Source organism: Microcoleus sp. CAWBG640 (assembly GCF_020883015.1).
Lineage (GTDB): Bacteria > Cyanobacteriota > Cyanobacteriia > Cyanobacteriales > Microcoleaceae > Microcoleus > Microcoleus anatoxicus.
Window position 1 is genome coordinate 20,974 of the sequence record NZ_JAHRFC010000015.1, and the last position, 16,419, is coordinate 37,392.

The window sequence follows — 16,419 nt, forward strand, 5'->3', positions numbered from 1 at the left end:
GAAGAAAACATACTTTCAACGTGGTATACAAACAGGATTCTGCCGAAGAATCCGTGAAGTGGTATTTGCAGAATTGTACCCAACAAGCATCACATCCCCTTGAGAATTCATCACCCAACCTTGCGCCGGAACAATTTCTTTCCCCCCTTTGTTCCCTTCTTCATTCCCCCCTTGGGGGGGGTAGGGGGAGCTGATTCTCCCTTCTTTATTCCCCCCTTGGGGGGGGTAGGGGGAGCTGATTCTCCCTTCTTCATTCCCCCCTTGGGGGGGGTAGGGGGAGCTGATTCTCCCTTCTTCATTCCCCCCTTGGGGGGGGTAGGGGGGGGTAATTCTGGCTTCAGGATTCCCCCCTTGGGGGGGGTAGGGGGGGGTAATTCTGGCGTCAGGATTCCCCCCTTGGGGGGGGTAGGGGGGGGTAATTCTGGCGTCAGGATTCCCCCCTTGGGGGGGGTAGGGGGGGGTTCTTTTTCCTTGAGGGGAGTTGGGGAGAGTTCTACTTCCTTGAGTAAAATCCACCCATGCAAACGGCACAGATTCGCTGCTGAGAGTATCATTAGGACTAGGTGGCACACCCCCTTTACCAGTCACAATAAACTCGTTCTGGGCCCCTTGGAGACAGGGATTAGTAGCAATTAACTGCGACGGATTGGTAATATTTTGTGGCAATTCCACCAACCCTTGAGCAGGATTCACCCCAGAAGAACTAAATGTGACAGTCCCTTGCAAAGCCGGACCTCCAGTTTGAGAAATAGCCGCAATGTCGCTAGTAGAAATCAAGGAAGTAGGGCTTACCTGTAACTGTGCAAATTGAGCATCTGTCAACCCCAAACTGCCTCTAACCTCTTCCCGGCCCACTGCTCGAAATCCCAAAACAGTGGGTACGTTGACATTCACACGGCCACCTTGAGCTGTGCGAGCATTAGCCGTAATATCGCTATTTTCCCCTGGGAGAGCAACCAAAATATCGCTTCGGAGGTTAATGTTACCGCCCTCGGAAGTACCCGCATCAGTAGTAATTCGGCTACCACGCCGCAACACAATGCTTTGCGATTGTAGGTTAATATTCGCTCCCGTACCGGATACAGTAGTACCATCAATACGGCCTTTGTTGTCAAGAGAAATTGAATCTGCTACCACATTGATATTACCAGCCCGTCCCGTTCCCCTAGCCAAAACCGTCACCGTCGCTCCATCCCGCACGCTCAATTGACGGGTATTGAGATTCACCGAACCCGCATTTGCTGTCGCCTCGGCATTATTACCAAACACTTTACCAACCGAAGCATCTATTTCACTAATAAATAGACCGTTATTGCCACTACCAACTACTTCGATGCGATCGGCATTAATGGTAATATCACCCACATTTCCCACACCCAAAGAACTCGTAGAAATTATCCCCCCATCCCGCACCGTCAACCTCGGCGTATCAACCCGGATATTCCCGCCCCGACTCGAACTCAAAGTTGCGGAAGTGAAGGCACTAGCATTTTGATTCCCGCTAGTCAAAAGCTGAGAAATCCCTGAAATTTCTACTGATTCACTCGCCCTAACTCTTAAATTTCCAGCGGGACCGCCATTTCTGGAAAACAGAAACCTGCCCACTAATACACCCGTTCCCAAGGTGAAAGCAGAGCCATCTGAAAGACTCAATCGCTTGGTGTCAACATTAATATCTCCTGCATTTCCATTACCACCGATACTCAAAGTGCTGATTCCCGTTGATACAGCAGTTCTCGGTCCAGTGTTGGACAATTCTACAGATTCCCTAGCTTTAACATTAATATTCCCCGATCGCCCATCACTATAACTCGTGCTACCAAGCAGAGAACCATCACGCATAATTAACCTTTCAACATCAAGATTAATACTTCCTCCTGCACCGCTACTATCTTTAGCTGTGGCGTTGTTAATTCCAGAACCCACCATCTCAAAAGTATTGGCACGGATATTTAGATTACCGCCACTTCCAGCACCAAGGGTGATGCCACTACCGGTGAGGCCATTACGCATCAGCAGCCTACCAGTATCAATGGTAATAATGCCCCCAGATCCACTACCAGAAGTACCATTAAACAAAGCAAATTGTGGGTCAAAGGGGTCTACAGTTCCTGATATTAAATACTTAACTACAACCTGTTGATAACCCTCTACTCCCAGTCCGCTCATCTCTACTGAATCCTTAGCAAAGATGTTGATATTTCCCCCCGCACCATTGCCTAGGGTGAGGGTAGAAATTTGCGTCCCATCCTTGATTTGCAAATTTTGGGAATTAATATCAATGCCTCTACTATCAATATTGCCCAGTGTCAGCCCATAAATTCGAGAATTAGCGACGGTGATATTGCCACCTCTGATATCAATTTTACCGCCTCCCAGTCCGCTAGTATTAATCAGGCTACCTGCGGATATGTTGATGTTACCAAAATTTTGAATATTGTCATAATTAAAACTTAGACCCAAGGGAGTTGAACCAAAATTAACTAAACCGGAATTGGCAACACTACCGAGGACTATTTGTCCGTTGTTAGCTGTTAAGATACCACTATTAACGTGGATATCGCCACCAAGTAAGGCTAAGGTTTGACCGGGGTCTACGGCTAAACCGACTTGATTGGTAATCGGAATTTGGACCGACGAAGCTGTTGGCTGGTTTACTACTCCAGTCGCTGTTGATTGGTTGACAATTGTACCGGGGTTGTCGCGAAATCTCAAACCCACGGGAATATTTACGGTTAATAGTGGCGATGTTTGCGGTTTCGTACTGCTGAATTCAAAGCCGTTATTAAATACTATACTTTCAGCAGTTGAACCGATAAATGAACCCCGTAAATCTAACCGAGCGTTAGGACCGAAGACAATTCCTTTTGGGTTAATTAAAAATAAGTTGGCGTTTCCCTGGACTCCTAAGGTGCCTAAAATATTGGAGGAATTGTTGCCGGTGACGCGGGTGAAAATATTAGTAATGCCTTTGGGGTTGGTAAAATAAGCTCCTCTGCCTTCACGGATGTTGAATTCTCGGAAACTGTGAAAGAGATTTGAGCCTCGTGTTGCGCCGCCTTCAATGCGATCGCTTGGTAAGTTATCGATCGTATCGGAAACTGTGCGAGAGCTTTCAGAACCCAAAGTATTGTCTGGGGTAATTTGGGCGCAGGTTTTCGAGGGCAAGAGTAGTAAGTAAATAAAAACTAGGGCGGAAGATAGGCGGGACATAGCTGAAATCCTGTTAATTCGAGCATCGGAATTATCAAAGTCAAACCCATAGGCCGGCAAGGGTTGAAACCCCTGCCTCAAAGCGCAAGTCCTCTCAAAGAGGACTGATAATTTCTTGAGTCCTCTTTTAGAGGACTTTAGCTATTAGACAGGGGTTTTAACCCCTGTCGGACTGGCGGGCCCACTAACAGATTTTGGGGGCTGACAGCTTAAGTTGACACTCCTTGGGCACGGTGCGGTGTCCGTACTTCAAATAAACCTGGAATACGCTGTAAAACCGGAAGAACACCTATCGGGGTATGCAAACACTTCTAGGTTTTACGCCACGAGCAGAAACCGCACCACCAGAATTGTATCCAACAAGAGTCACGTTCCCCGTAGCATTCAGTACCCAACCTTCAGCCGGAACAATGTCAGGTGACGGGGAAACCTTCGGTGCATCACTTCTCGCGGCTTTCTCCCCTAAAACCGGATCGATCCAGGCAAACGGGCTAGCATCGCTATTGAGGGGTTCACTCCGAGAGGACGGTACTCCTCCTTTTCCAGTCACATTAAATTCGTTCTCTCGCCCTTGAATGCAGGGATTTGCAGCGATTAAACTGGCACGATCGATCGCATTTTGTGGTAGTTCAACTAATCCTTGAGCGGGATTTACCCCAGCAGCACTAAATGTGACCGCCCCTTGAAAATTAAAGCCGTCCTCTAAGGACGGGGCTTTAGACCCAGTTTTTTGGTAAGCCTTGTGTACGTGGCTTGCGAATTACGGTTTATGAAGTGCTTGAATATCTGGCTTCCGAGATGACCGAAGCAGAAATTCTAGATGATTTCCCCGATTTGACGCGAGAAGATTTAAAAGCCTGCATTGCTTATGCTGCTGACCGTGAGCGTCGGTTTATGACTGCGACCTTATCCGCATAAAATTACTTTAGAAATTGATATTATCAACTATTTTTAGTTGATAATATCAATCTCGGACAATAAACTTTTAATAGCCATAAATCAGAATTTTGAGAAGTGTTGGGCGAGGCGAAGCGTAGGGTTCGATCGCACTCAACACAACCCACAAATTCAAAAAGCAAAATAATTGATCCGAAAATAGAGGCCTTTTTCCTGGAAAGTTCGATCGCCCCCTCCGACATTAATCAAAGGAATACCGTAGTCTAAACGCATATTAAACCGATCGCCCATTTGCCACAACAGCCCCACACCAGCGCCCAGAAGCTTGTCAGAATCAGGATTCGCTTTTTCGCCAGAATGGTTCCAGCCTACTCCCAAATCGATAAACGGAGCCACCTGCAACAATCCTTTGACCTTCGGGACGCGCCAAATTGGGATACGCACTTCCGCACTGGCGATCGCACCGTTATCAGTCAACAGCAAATCTTGGCGATATCCACGTACACTCTGCACGCCACCGATCCCGATTTGTTCGAGAGAAAGCAAAGAGCGATCGGCTAATTGAATGTCAGAACGTACAATCAGCAAGGTTTCTGGTGCTAGCAGCCGCACGTATTGGGCTTGTCCGCGCCACGCCAGAAAGCGACTATCGGGCCCGCTATCATTGACAGTAGCGCCCAACAAATTAGTACCAACGGAGAATTGCGATCGCGCCGCGAACACTTGATTGGAACTACGCTGCACGTATTCTTGAAAAAAGCGGACAGCGGAAACACGGGTTTCGCCACGATCGTTTGCACCCTGCGACAGCGGAAATGGTTCACCAGAAAGGGATGTATTGCTTTCTTGCCGCGATAATGTTACTCCCAAAGCCAAATTGCGATCGGGTTTTTCCAGAATCGGTTGGCGGTAAGTTAATTCGTAAGTACGCGACTTTCCCTCAATCCCAGCAGCATCAAAAGGTTCCTCAATGATATTCGTGCTAGCAGCACCCACCGCCAACCGAATTGTGCCGTTGCGGGGATTGACAGGAACTGTATAGCTGCCGTTGAATTCATTGCTACCGTCGGTGTTAGCGTAGGATAGCTCTAAGCCGTCGCCCAAACCCAGCAAATTTGCTTGATTGATTCGCACTCCGCGCCGAAAACTGCCGACGCTTGGCGATCGATTGTTGTCTGCGAAGACTTCCCCACTAAAGCTGTCTGCTTCTTTGACTCGGACTTCTAAGCGACTTTTTTCCGGGCGGCTTCCGGCTTGCAATTCGGCGGAAATATTGGCAATTAAAGGGTCTAGTTGCAGCAGTTGCAAGGCTTCCAGCAGTCGATCGCGATTGAGTGGCCTCCCGGTAGCAATGGCTAGGCGCGATCGCAGATAACTTGACTTTAGCCGACGGTTGCCAGTAATTGCAATTTCTTCTACTCCCCCTTCGACAATCTGAATTTTAACCACTGCGCCATATCTGGGAAAGGTTTGGTTGGCGGGGATTACCGCACCGGAATTGAGATATCCGGCTGCTAAGTATTTTTGAGTTACTGCTGCTTCCACTGCGATCAGTTCGGCGAAGGTGATTTCCCTACCCACGAAGGGTTTAGTGAGTTCTGCCAGTTCGCGATCGCTAAAGGCTGTGTTGCCCTCAAATTCAAAGCGATCGACTCTAATTGTACCCGGTATATCTGGTCTCACTTCGCCCTCAACGGGTGTTGGTGTAGCAGGTTGGAGGGGAGATGGCGGTGGGGGTTGTGGTGGTTGAGGAGTTGGTAATTCGGGTTCTCTGGGTTGAATTGGGTTGGGGAGTTGGCTCAGTTGGGAAGGGCGATCGATTTCTGTGGGTAAGTTTTGGGGGTTGGGGATTTCTAAATTATCAATATTTGAGAGGGAATTTTCAACTTTACTCGCAGTTGCTTTGGCTGGCATTCCTAACAATAAAAATGCAGAAATGACTATAAATATAAGTAGTTTGTTGGAGCGGTAAGTCATATTATTTATATAATTGAATAATGAAATTAAACCGCGAAGGCGCGAAGAGCGCGAAGGAAGAAAGGAAGAAGATAGACTTTTTCTTTCCCCCATTGGGGTACCAGGCGGGGTTCTTCCTTCGCGTCCTTAGCGTCTTCGCGGTTCATTTAATCTTACTTCATTAGACTACTGGGCCAATCCAACTAATTTAGCGCTCAAATCCCACATCCGATCGCCTTTTTCGTCATCCCTAGCCTGGGGAGAAACCTTCTGGACAAAAGATGCGCCATCTTTTTTCTGACGGTTCCCCCAACTCCAATACGCGCCGGATTGCTTATATTCCGGATCGGCAACTACCATTGCTAGTCTTTCCCCTGCTAACTCCTGGGAAACATAACCTCCGGTGATATTTTTTTGGAACAAGGGAAAAAGTTTCTGAAACAAGGGATAGTGATTGCGGAACAGGGGCGTATCGGCGACACATCCCGGATACAGCGACGTGAAGGTAATCCCAGTGGATTCGTGAAAGCGCCGGTGCAATTCCCGCATTGTCAGCACGTTGCAAACTTTGCTGTCTTTGTAAGCTTTGACTGGCTCAAACTTTTTGCCATCAACCATCGAAACTGGGTCTTTAAAACCCGCTTCAAAGCCCTCAAATTTGCCCAAATCCGGGCGCGGCGGAATCTTCCCACCCAACTCGTCTGGATTGTGAGTCACAGTTCCCAAAATCACCATCCTCGCATCCGTATAGTAGGAAGGCTTCATATTCTCCATCATCAGGTTGCACAGGAGAAAATGACCGAGGTGATTGGTAGTCATCGTCAACTCAAATCCCTCTGGGCTACGCAGGGGTTCCTTAATCAAAGGCATATAGATGGCGGCGTTACACACCAAAGCGTCCAAGGGCCTGCCACTGGCCTTAAATTCCCTAGCAAACCGTCGCACGCTATCTAAATCGCCTAAGTCGATTTGCATGATGGAGTAGCTACCCTGGGGTATTCCTAACTCTTGGGCTGCATCTCCGGCTTTTCGCACATCCCGACAGGCCATGACTACGTGCCATCCCTTGGCTGCAAGGGCTTTCGCGCCGTACAAACCGACACCGGAGGACGCACCGGTGATGATAACTGTTGACTTGTGATTTTGTGCCATTTTCTTAACAATGCTGCGATCGCGATTGATGATTTTTAGGCACTCAAAAATGAGAGCTGTGAGCTCTCATTTTTTTTAGTACCCTATGGTTTTAGGATATGGGGAAACGTTCTAGATCTCAACTGGCACTCATCCATCTGGTCCTTGGATTAGGAAGCCGCTTGAGATGCCTCATAGGTAGGAAAGTCCACATAACCTTCTGGACCAAAAGAATACCAGGTACTCATTTCAGCAGGGGGATTGAGCGGCCAGCCATGAGTGAAACGCTCTACCAAGTCGGGATTGCTGATGAAATCTCGACCAAAGGCGATTAAGTCCGCCACTCCGCTACTAATGGCGGTTTCTGCCAGTTCTTGGGTATATCCGCAGTTACCAATCAGAGTACCTGCAAAGACCTCACGAAACTCTGCTAGTGTCATCGGTGTTCCCAATTCATGAAAGCCAAAAGCTAAGCCATCCATCAGGTGAAGATAAGCTAAGTTGTAGGTATTTAACTGCCCTGCAATGTACAGAAAACTTTGACGATAATCTGGAGAACCCATGTCATTGAAAACACCGTTGGGAGAAAGTCTGACTCCTACTCTATTTGCCGGAAATACGGTGATAATTGCTTCGACAATTTCTTTGAGAAAACGGTAGCGGTTTTCCACTCCACCGCCATAGGAATCATTTCGGTGATTGGTTTTGGTTTGCAGAAATGTGTCAATTAGATAGCCGTTAGCTGCGTGAATTTCTACGCCGTCAAAACCTGCTTTTTTTGCCCGTTCTGCTGCTTTGCGATAGTCTTCTACAACGATCGCAATTTCATCGGTTTCTAGAGCACGAGGAGTTTCGTAAGGTTGTTTTCCTACAGGGGTATGAAGCCCTTCTCCATTGATTTTGATCGCAGACGCTGCAACGGGCAATTGACCGTTTTCATGAAAACTGCTGTGGGAAGCTCGCCCGCAGTGCCAAAGCTGCATAAAAATCGGTGTTTCGTGAGTGTGCACCGCAGTTACAATCTCTTTCCAGGCTTCAAGCTGCTCGTCGGAATATATTCCGGGCGTATTTTCCCAGCCAATACCTTGAGTCGAAATCACTGTGGCTTCGGTAATGATTAAACCCGCCGCAGCCCGCTGAGCGTAATACTTTGCCATTAAGGCGTTGGGCATCCGCGCTTCACCGGCTCTGCCACGAGTCAAGGGTGCAAGAACTACTCGGTTTTTTAGGAGTAAATCTCCAAGTTTCAAGGAACTTAGCAGGGCTGGCGATGTGGTTTGGATGTTCATGGTTTTGCTAATTTGTCAACTGAAGAATTCTGGAAATTCGCGTTTGCTTCTTACCATAGCTTGAATCGAACCATTACAATGATAATGACATCACAAAATCGCAAACAATTCAGAGATTGCGTAATTTTGAGCCAAATCAAAATGGCATTTCTGCCTTTAGGTATAGCCTGTTTCCCAACTGCGGATGCTCAAAAGAAATTTCCCTGGCGTGTAAGTGTAATCGCATTCCATCGGCTTTGCATCCGTAAAGTCGATCGCCCAAAATCGGTATTCCCAATCCTCTCACATCCGCTGCATGAACTCTCAATTGATGAGTCCGTCCTGTGAGCGGCACAAATTCGATGCGCGAGCCATTTCCTTCTCTTCTAATCACCTGAAACTCTGTCACACTGGGTTTTCCACGTTCCCAATTAACTTCCTGAATCGGTCGATTTTCTGGATCGCCCCAAAGTGGCAGGGTGATCGATCCCATATTCATATTTGTTATCCCAGAAAGTACAGCTTCATAAATTTTATGTACTTGTTTTTTTTCAAATTGTAGACTAAGTTTTCGGTAAGTATCTTGGTCCCGTGCTAATATCAAAATTCCCGATGTATCGAAATCTAAACGATGCACGGTATTCAAATTAAATCCATCGACTAGCAAGTTGCGGAAACGACTTAATACACTATCTTGATTTTCTAGGTAACGACCAGGAACTGAGAGTAAATTTGCAGGTTTATTGATAATTATTAACCATTTATCCTCATAAATAATTGGTAGCATTTTTCTCGGTTCAGGAACAGGCAAGATGCCTGTTCCACCATCAAAATTATTGTTTTTGGGGTGGGCTATAAGCTCTCCTTTCATCTCTTTCCCAGGGTGTTCTGATTCGTGAGAACTTAAGACACAAAATAAATGTTGGTTTTTGTCGAGTCTAGATCCCCCTAAATCCCCCTTAATAAGGGGGACTTTGAGATTATTTGTTGTCCCCCCGTCAATCAGAGGGACTTTCAGAGTATTTCTTGTCCCCCCCTTCTTAAGGGGGGTTAGGGGGGATCTAGACTTCAATACAAACAAAGGAAACAGTCGGTTTGATGTTAAGTTGTCAGGGTGCATCTGTGTTTGGCAAATATATTCGTAGGGGCGAAGCATGACCGCTGTAAATCTCTGCTTATCACTAATAAATTGTCTGCCGTCATGCTTCGCCCTTACATAATCGGGATGCTCGCAGTTGTCACTGTCACCAACAGCATCTGCCTCGCAGTTATTAACATTCTTAAAAACACTCCGATTTTGAGCTAATCCTGATAGCAAAAACCCCATCAATGGCTGACACCGATCGCCACAAGCACCATAAAACTCTCCCTGAACTTTGTCCCCCAAGGATGGCCCCCACCAAAACTCAGCCATTGCCAAGGGTTTCAGATTGTGTAAAGCCGCGTAGTGGAGCAATTTTGGCGCACAACAATCGCCGGTTCCAGTGGGGATCGAACCGCTGGGTATCAATTGCTGGAGCGATCGCGAATTTCCCAAAAAGTTTACCAAAGTATAAGCCTCGTGCATCTGCATTTGCAGTTCGCGAGACAGTTTTTTACGCTGCTGTTTCAGTTCAGTTATCCGCCCATCGGCGGCTTCAATTAATTGTTTTAATGGCTGCAATTTATCATCCCGCTCCCGCTTAATTTGCCTGCGTTCAATTCCTTCTAATCGACTGGCTTGATTCAGTTCTTCTAGAGCTATTTCCCGTGTTTCTCCTCCCAGAGTTTGGCACAGTAAATCCCGCGTGATATCTCGTTGCTGCTTGCAAATTTTGTGTCGCTCGTTCACAGCCTGTAATTCCAATTCCCACTCCCGCAATCGTCTGTCATATTCCTGCCGCTGGGGAAGCTGTTGTAGCCGCATCAGTTCCTGTTTCATCAACTCCAATTCAGTCAAGGTTCGGGCCTCTGTCAACGCCACTCGATCGCGTCCGGGAATGGGCGTTACCCAGCCGGGAACGTGGCTAGAACCATTCAAAAGCCCGGAAAATGCTTTGAGTACCTTTTTTTCCCCTCCGAGGGTTTCAACTAGCAAGACTCCATACATTTTGCCCTCGCGGGAATGACACTCGTCCTCCGCAAGGTGCTGCATCAAACCACGGGCGATCGCCTCACACTGAACTGTGCGAGGCAATCTCAGCAACTCACCGCTTTGAACGCAAAGACCTTGATAGCAATAATTGGAGCTAAAGGCGATCGAGTCCCAATTAGCATCGGTAAAATCTAAAACTGCGTGCACAAAAACCATACAAAATTTGATTGAAAATATGTTAAATTTATCTGACTATAGCAGCGAGTTAAGCACAGCATAAGTTAATATTAAGACCGCCAAGCTGGTTGTTCAACAAAATTTTTATGTACAAAGCCTATGTCAGACTTATCAACTTCTCCCCCTCCAACCTCCAATGACAAATTTTTAACCCCCCAAGGAACCTTACTGCCACCAATTTTCAGGATTTTTGCAGCATTTCCTGATTACGATCGGGGCAATAGATTGTACGCATCGGGAAGATACGAAGCAGCCGTGGATTGTTACGGAAAAGCATTGCAAATTAAGCCAGACTGGGTTAGGGCATGGCTGAATTTGGGTAAGGCTTACAAGCAATTGGAGCAATATCTCCAAACCGTAGCCTGTTGCGATCGAGCTATAGCTCTCAAACCAGAAGAATATTGGGCATGGATGCTACGCGGTACGGCACTGTTAAGCTTACAAAATTACTCCGAGGCGATCGCGGGTTTTGACAAAGCTATTGAAATTAATTCGGAAAAACACGAAGCTTGGTATCAGCGCGGCCGAGCTCTGGAAGAATTGCAACAGTGGGAACTTGCAGCAAGTAGTTACAAAAGAGCCACACAAATTCATCCCAATTTGCCCGCCATGTGGTTTCGTCAAGGTAATGTACTGTTGCAAGCCGAACGGAACTCGGAGGCAGTGGCTGCTTACGAGCGCGCCCTCAAGCTCGTACCAACTCATTGGGAAGCTTGGTTGAACCGAGGCTTGGCTTTGATGAAGACCGAGCGTTATCCTGAAGCTGTCACTTCTTACGATCGCGCCCTGGAATTACAACCAGCAAATTGTCTGGCTTGGTTCAATCGAGGCATAGCATCGGCAAAACTCCACCGATATCCAGAAGCAGTTAGAGCTTACGATCGGGTAATTCAACTACAACCTAACGATTACGAAGCTTGGTTTTATAAGGGTATGGCCCTGAAACACCAGCAGCATGATGCCGCTATTGCTTGTTTCGATCGCGCTATTCAAATTAATCAATTTTATCCCGAAGTCTGGATCGGTCGCGGTCAAACTCTGTCAGAATCCGCAGACTATGAAGGGGCGATCGCAGCTTTTGACAAAGCAATTCAAATCAATCCCAATTTCCCCGAAGCTTGGCTAGGTAGAGGCATCGCTTTAGCCGGATTGGAACGATACAAAGATGCAATCATCGCTTACAGTAATGCCCTGCAAATTCAAAGCAATTTTCTAGAAGCTTGGAACCTGCGAGGTGCAGCTCTCGAACAATTACAACAATACGAAGAGGCGATCGCCTGTTACGATAAAGTAATTTCTATGAGTTCCGAAGCACAAATTTCCTCAAAAGTTGGTTTACAACAAGGGGCAGCCCTAGAAAAATTAGAGCGCTATCAAGAAGCCATCGCCGCCTATAACCAAGTCATTCAAATCATGCCCGACAATTTTGAAGCTTGGTTAAAACGTGGCAAGGCTCTCGAAAATTTGCAGCAGTACGAACCAGCCCTGGTAGCCTACGATCGAGCAATTACCATCTGGCCTGACAACTATCAAGCCTGGATGCACCGCTCCATGGTAGTAGCAAAAATGGCACGCTATGCTGAAGCACTTATAGCTGCTGACAAGGTAATTCAACTCAAGCCAGATAACTGGGAAGCTTGGTCTCATCGAGGCGATGTATTGCAAAAATTGCACCGCAATCAAGACGCCATTAGTTCCTATGGAGTCGCCCTAGAAATTAAACCCGATCATTACGAAGCTCTCATGAGTCGAGAAGAATTGAGACTCAAGGAGACAATGCCAGGAAAATGGTAATTAATCAGCACACAATGACAAAAATATTAGATGAGATGCTTTCCCAAGAAATTGCCAGTAGCATCAAAAGTCAACCTAAAAAATGCTTTGACAATGCTTATCGAGCAGCTTTAGCCATCGAGGGTACAATCTATGTTCAAGGCTTTTTGGTGATACCTGCAATCTCCGAGCAACCTCTGGAATATGGCTGGCTGGAATTGGGCGATCGCATTATTGACCCAACCTTCCCGCGCCTTGGCGTTACCGCTGAAAACCTTTACTATTTTCCCGCCCAAAGTCTCAGTATCAAAAAATTGACCGCAATTTTAGAAGAGTCAAAGGAAGATTACCCTCTCGACGATCCACTGCCAGTTTATGGAGATGTACCCTATGAATATTACGGGGATTTGATGTTAGGCGGTACTGACTATCAAACCGCTTATATGTTGGCTTTAGATAAATGCCGGGAATTACAGATTGTTCAAACACAGGAAACAAATTAATTCATCTAAGTAAATACATTTAAATTAACGTCAAATACAAGTGTCTAATAAATATAATGGAATCACAGAAAGTAGATGCAGCAATTTCTGAATTTGAACGCTCCCAGATTCCCGGAGTTTGGGCAGGTTTGAATAAAACCAAAATCATCGCAGAAATGCGCGATCGCATCCAAAACCCTTTCCAAATCAATCAAAGCGGACAACCTTTTTGTGGACCCGCAGCCGTAGCATTTACACTGCTTAACCAAAACCCTCTTCGCTACGTCGAAATTTGTCGCCATCTTTTTGAAATAGGCAGTTTGCAGACTAAATCTATGCGATCGATTTATCCCTCCATCCCCCTGCGACAAAGCAAAGGAAACTTGCGGATGCCTCAAGTTGATTGGATGCTATTATCAACACTGCGGGAATCCGCCAATTTGATATTTCCAGTCGAACCAAATGCTCCAGAAATTATTCGTAATATTAGTGGGATGACTAAATCTTGGGAAATGGCTGGATGGGCGCGAGAAATTTTGGGAAGTCGGGATGTAAAATCTCATTACGCTTATTTTAGTGGCGACATTCCAGCGCTGCGGGCCGCCGATGAAGCGATTAAATCAGGCGGCTTTGCTTTTGCTTTAATTACTGCTGAAGGAATGTTAGGAAATAATCCACCTCTGATACCTTATCCCAGTCATTGGGTTGCTTTGTTAGGAAATATGACAATTCCTGCTGGCAATTTAGCTAATTCCGATCGAGAGCGCGTCAGCTTTGATGTCTATAGTTGGGGTAAAAAAATGCGCGTAGAACTGCCGAAAAAATCTTTTGAAAATTATTTCTGGGTCGCCATTGCTGGCATTTAATTTGATATTAAATCTAAAATTTCAAGTCGATAATTGCTGATTCTGCTATCTTCATGTTATAGTGGTGGCTCAAGAATTAAATTCGGTTGTGTAGTTTGTTGCTCTTGATTTACAAGCATCTCTCCGAATCTAACTCTCTGCACCCTAAAGATTCTGGAGATTTTATGTCGATTTACGTTGGTAATCTTTCCTACGAGGTAACGTCAGAGGACCTCAATGAAGTATTTGCCGAGTACGGTACTGTCAGTCGCGTCCAAGTCCCTATGGACCGGGAAACAGGTCGGATGCGGGGTTTTGCTTTCGTGGAAATGTCCAGCGAGGCCGAAGAAGCAGCAGCGATCGCAGCTTTAGACGGTGCTGAATGGATGGGCCGCGACTTGAAAGTCAACAAAGCCAAGCCTCGCGAAGATAACAAACGCTCATCAGGTGGCGGTGGCTGGGGCGACAACAATCGCTCCTCACGACGCTACTAAGCTTTGAAACTGAAACTGGAACTGAAAATTTGAGTTTTGGTGGTTGACAGCCATTAGACATCTTCCAAGCAGCGTGTTTTCAACAGGCTGTTTGGTCTATCTCACCGGAATTATCCCAGATCTCGACAAACTATCAAAATTGTCCACATAATAGAACGTACAGAGTACGGTTGCAGTCCTAGACCCTTTTATATTTGAGATATCAAAAGAATTAACCACGGGAAATATTGATTTTGCCTTAATTAAAGATGTCCAAGATCTACACCCAGGCGGAACTCATTAACATCCTCGAAGCAGAACGCCAAGCTTGCTTACACGGGCGGCGTCTGAATTTGACTGAAACCCATTCTACAGGAAACCCGGTGATCGATCGCTTTCTGAAATCTGAGGGCGTCCAAAAGTTCACTGCTTATCAAAATTTTAAGGCCGCCATACACGAATATCAACGGGAACATCAAGTTTCTGGGATTGTTTGGCGCGAAATGACGGTTAAAGGGAAAACTCTTAATTATCCAGCAGTGGACGATGAATTAATTGCTTTACCTGTGGATTTGATGACGCTCAAACAAGCCAAGATTACAATGTTGGCATTCTGGCGGCAAGTAACTGTGGGGATGGATTTATATTTAAGTATTAATAGTGGCAAGGATTTTCGCTCGATCGAGCCTATGGATGTAGAGGCGATCGTCCAGCGCACAGAATGGGTTAATCTTTGGAAGTGGGAAAAATTAGATTTTTTAGAAATATTGTTGCAATTGGGCTGGGGGAAGCCGGAGGAGGCTTATTACAAGCGGGGATGGCCAACATCTGGAAGCGAGTACATTCATGCTGTCAAACCAGGACAAAAACCAATTTGTTAATTTGTTCTTTTTTACTGATTTGAATGAACCGCGAAGACGCGAAGAGCGCGAAGGAAGAGCTGCATTCCTTTTTTTTCTGACTTAACGCCTTCGCGGTTCATTTAATCTTAAACTGACATCTGACAAAGTATCAAACCAAACCACTGATTTGGATCGGTCCAAACTTGCACAGGCACTAAACCGCGACTGGCAAGTTGTTCCTGCATATTAGGGAGTTTGAACTTGCGGGAAATTTCACTTCTGATAGTTTCTCCTACTGCAAATTCAACCGTTAAATTGAGAGCGCGTAAGTTGACTGTTTGTGTTTTTTTGCTTTTCAGGTGCATTTCAATTTGACATTCTTCTTGATTGTAAAATGCCCAATGCTCGAACTGCATTAAGTCAAAATTTCCTTCGTATTTCCGATTCAAATGCCTCAGCATATTCAAATTAAATGCCGCCGTGACTCCTTGACTGTCATCGTAGGCTGGCTCTAAAATCTCCTTAGATTTGTCTAAGTCAATGCCTAACAAAAAATACTCTCCAGGCTGCAATGCGCCGACAATTTGTGAGAAGAATACATCGCATTCTTCAGGGCTAAGATTGCCAAGGGTGCTGCCTAAAAAACAAATCATTCGGGTTGGCAATGGCGATGGGGCAATTTTTGCCAAAGCTAACTCGTAGGTGCTGACAAGTCCGTGAATCTGGAGTGATGGATACTCTGCTAACAGTTGAAAGGCGCTGCTTTCTAGGATGGTGGGACTGATGTCTATGGGTAAATAATGCAGGGGATATTCCCGTTGACTGTAAGCATCGAGGAGAATCCGTGTTTTGGTGGAACTACCGCTACCTAGTTCGACAATTTCACAGGGGCCTGTTAAGTTGGCGATCGCCCCCGCACATTCTTCCAAAATCGCCGCTTCAGTACGTGTCACGTAATATTCCGGCAATTTACAAATCAACTCAAATAGGTTCGAGCCGCGATCGTCGTAGAAATACTTAGGAGGCAAGGATTTTGGGCTTTGAGTTAACCCGCTGACTACATCGCAGCCTGCATTGATTTCTGTGGCTGTCGGTGCCTTCACACTCACCAGTCGCTCTAGGTGTAAGCGATTGTCCTTCGTTGAGGCTGAATTTGTAGTTTCAGACAGTCTTGAGGATGTCATAGCGTAAATTTAAGATGCACGAATGGGTAAAGCACGTATTCACT

Annotated in this window: 12 protein-coding genes and 1 pseudogene; 6 read left to right on the forward strand and 7 right to left on the reverse strand. The window is 46.1% G+C overall.

Annotation, left to right across the window (positions count from 1 at the left end; translation table 11 throughout):
• Positions 1-15 precede the first annotated feature (15 nt).
• Both AAFP11_RS10290 and AAFP11_RS10295 read right to left on the reverse strand, forming a co-directional pair.
• Positions 16-3,213 (reverse strand): filamentous hemagglutinin N-terminal domain-containing protein, encoded by a 3,198-nt coding sequence (locus AAFP11_RS10290; RefSeq protein WP_341736972.1) that lies wholly within the window; start codon positions 3,211-3,213, stop codon positions 16-18.
• Positions 3,214-3,502: 289 nt separating this feature from the next.
• On the reverse strand, positions 3,503-3,763 hold the full coding sequence (locus tag AAFP11_RS10295) for a hypothetical protein (RefSeq protein ID WP_341730405.1): 261 nt from the start codon (positions 3,761-3,763) through the stop codon (positions 3,503-3,505).
• Between the two features lie 182 nt (positions 3,764-3,945).
• On the opposite strand from AAFP11_RS10295, the pseudogene AAFP11_RS10300 reads away from it, so the two are divergent.
• A pseudogene (locus AAFP11_RS10300) lies at positions 3,946-4,131 on the forward strand (DUF433 domain-containing protein); the annotation flags it as partial.
• A 150-nt stretch (positions 4,132-4,281) separates the two neighbouring features.
• Here AAFP11_RS10300 and AAFP11_RS10305 read toward each other — a convergent pair.
• The 4 genes from AAFP11_RS10305 to AAFP11_RS10320 all read right to left on the reverse strand — a co-directional run bounded on the left by AAFP11_RS10305 (position 4,282) and on the right by AAFP11_RS10320 (position 10,755).
• Complete coding sequence (locus AAFP11_RS10305) at positions 4,282-6,087, reverse strand: ShlB/FhaC/HecB family hemolysin secretion/activation protein (RefSeq protein ID WP_341736973.1); 1,806 nt, start codon at positions 6,085-6,087, stop codon at positions 4,282-4,284.
• 165 nt (positions 6,088-6,252) lie between these two features.
• A complete protein-coding gene (locus AAFP11_RS10310) occupies positions 6,253-7,218 on the reverse strand; it encodes a protochlorophyllide reductase (RefSeq protein ID WP_341736974.1) in 966 nt (321 codons plus the stop codon).
• A gap of 149 nt (positions 7,219-7,367) precedes the next feature.
• Positions 7,368-8,486 (reverse strand): alkene reductase, encoded by a 1,119-nt coding sequence (locus AAFP11_RS10315; RefSeq protein ID WP_341736975.1) that lies wholly within the window; start codon positions 8,484-8,486, stop codon positions 7,368-7,370.
• A gap of 136 nt (positions 8,487-8,622) precedes the next feature.
• Positions 8,623-10,755, reverse strand: coding sequence for a pseudouridine synthase (locus tag AAFP11_RS10320; protein ID WP_341736976.1), 2,133 nt, complete (start codon positions 10,753-10,755; stop codon positions 8,623-8,625).
• A gap of 120 nt (positions 10,756-10,875) precedes the next feature.
• Between AAFP11_RS10320 and AAFP11_RS10325 the strand changes: the two genes are divergently transcribed.
• The 5 genes from AAFP11_RS10325 (at position 10,876) to AAFP11_RS10345 (ending at position 15,230) form a co-directional block, all read left to right on the forward strand.
• Positions 10,876-12,570: a tetratricopeptide repeat protein gene (locus AAFP11_RS10325; protein ID WP_341736977.1), complete on the forward strand. Its 1,695-nt coding sequence runs from the start codon at positions 10,876-10,878 to the stop codon at positions 12,568-12,570.
• 14 nt (positions 12,571-12,584) lie between these two features.
• The gene (locus AAFP11_RS10330; protein WP_341736978.1) at positions 12,585-13,052 is read left to right on the forward strand and encodes a hypothetical protein; all 468 of its coding nucleotides are present in this window, start codon (positions 12,585-12,587) and stop codon (positions 13,050-13,052) included.
• A 56-nt stretch (positions 13,053-13,108) separates the two neighbouring features.
• The gene (locus tag AAFP11_RS10335; protein ID WP_341736979.1) at positions 13,109-13,897 is read left to right on the forward strand and encodes a hypothetical protein; all 789 of its coding nucleotides are present in this window, start codon (positions 13,109-13,111) and stop codon (positions 13,895-13,897) included.
• 164 nt (positions 13,898-14,061) lie between these two features.
• Positions 14,062-14,370 carry an RNA-binding protein gene (locus tag AAFP11_RS10340; RefSeq protein ID WP_341736980.1) on the forward strand — a complete coding sequence of 103 codons (309 nt, stop codon included), beginning with the start codon at positions 14,062-14,064 and terminating at the stop codon, positions 14,368-14,370.
• A 248-nt stretch (positions 14,371-14,618) separates the two neighbouring features.
• Positions 14,619-15,230 carry a hypothetical protein gene (locus AAFP11_RS10345; protein WP_341736981.1) on the forward strand — a complete coding sequence of 204 codons (612 nt, stop codon included), beginning with the start codon at positions 14,619-14,621 and terminating at the stop codon, positions 15,228-15,230.
• Between the two features lie 107 nt (positions 15,231-15,337).
• Here AAFP11_RS10345 and egtD read toward each other — a convergent pair whose 3' ends face one another.
• Positions 15,338-16,375 carry an L-histidine N(alpha)-methyltransferase gene (egtD, locus tag AAFP11_RS10350; protein ID WP_341736982.1) on the reverse strand — a complete coding sequence of 346 codons (1,038 nt, stop codon included), beginning with the start codon at positions 16,373-16,375 and terminating at the stop codon, positions 15,338-15,340.
• Positions 16,376-16,419: the final 44 nt, after the last annotated feature.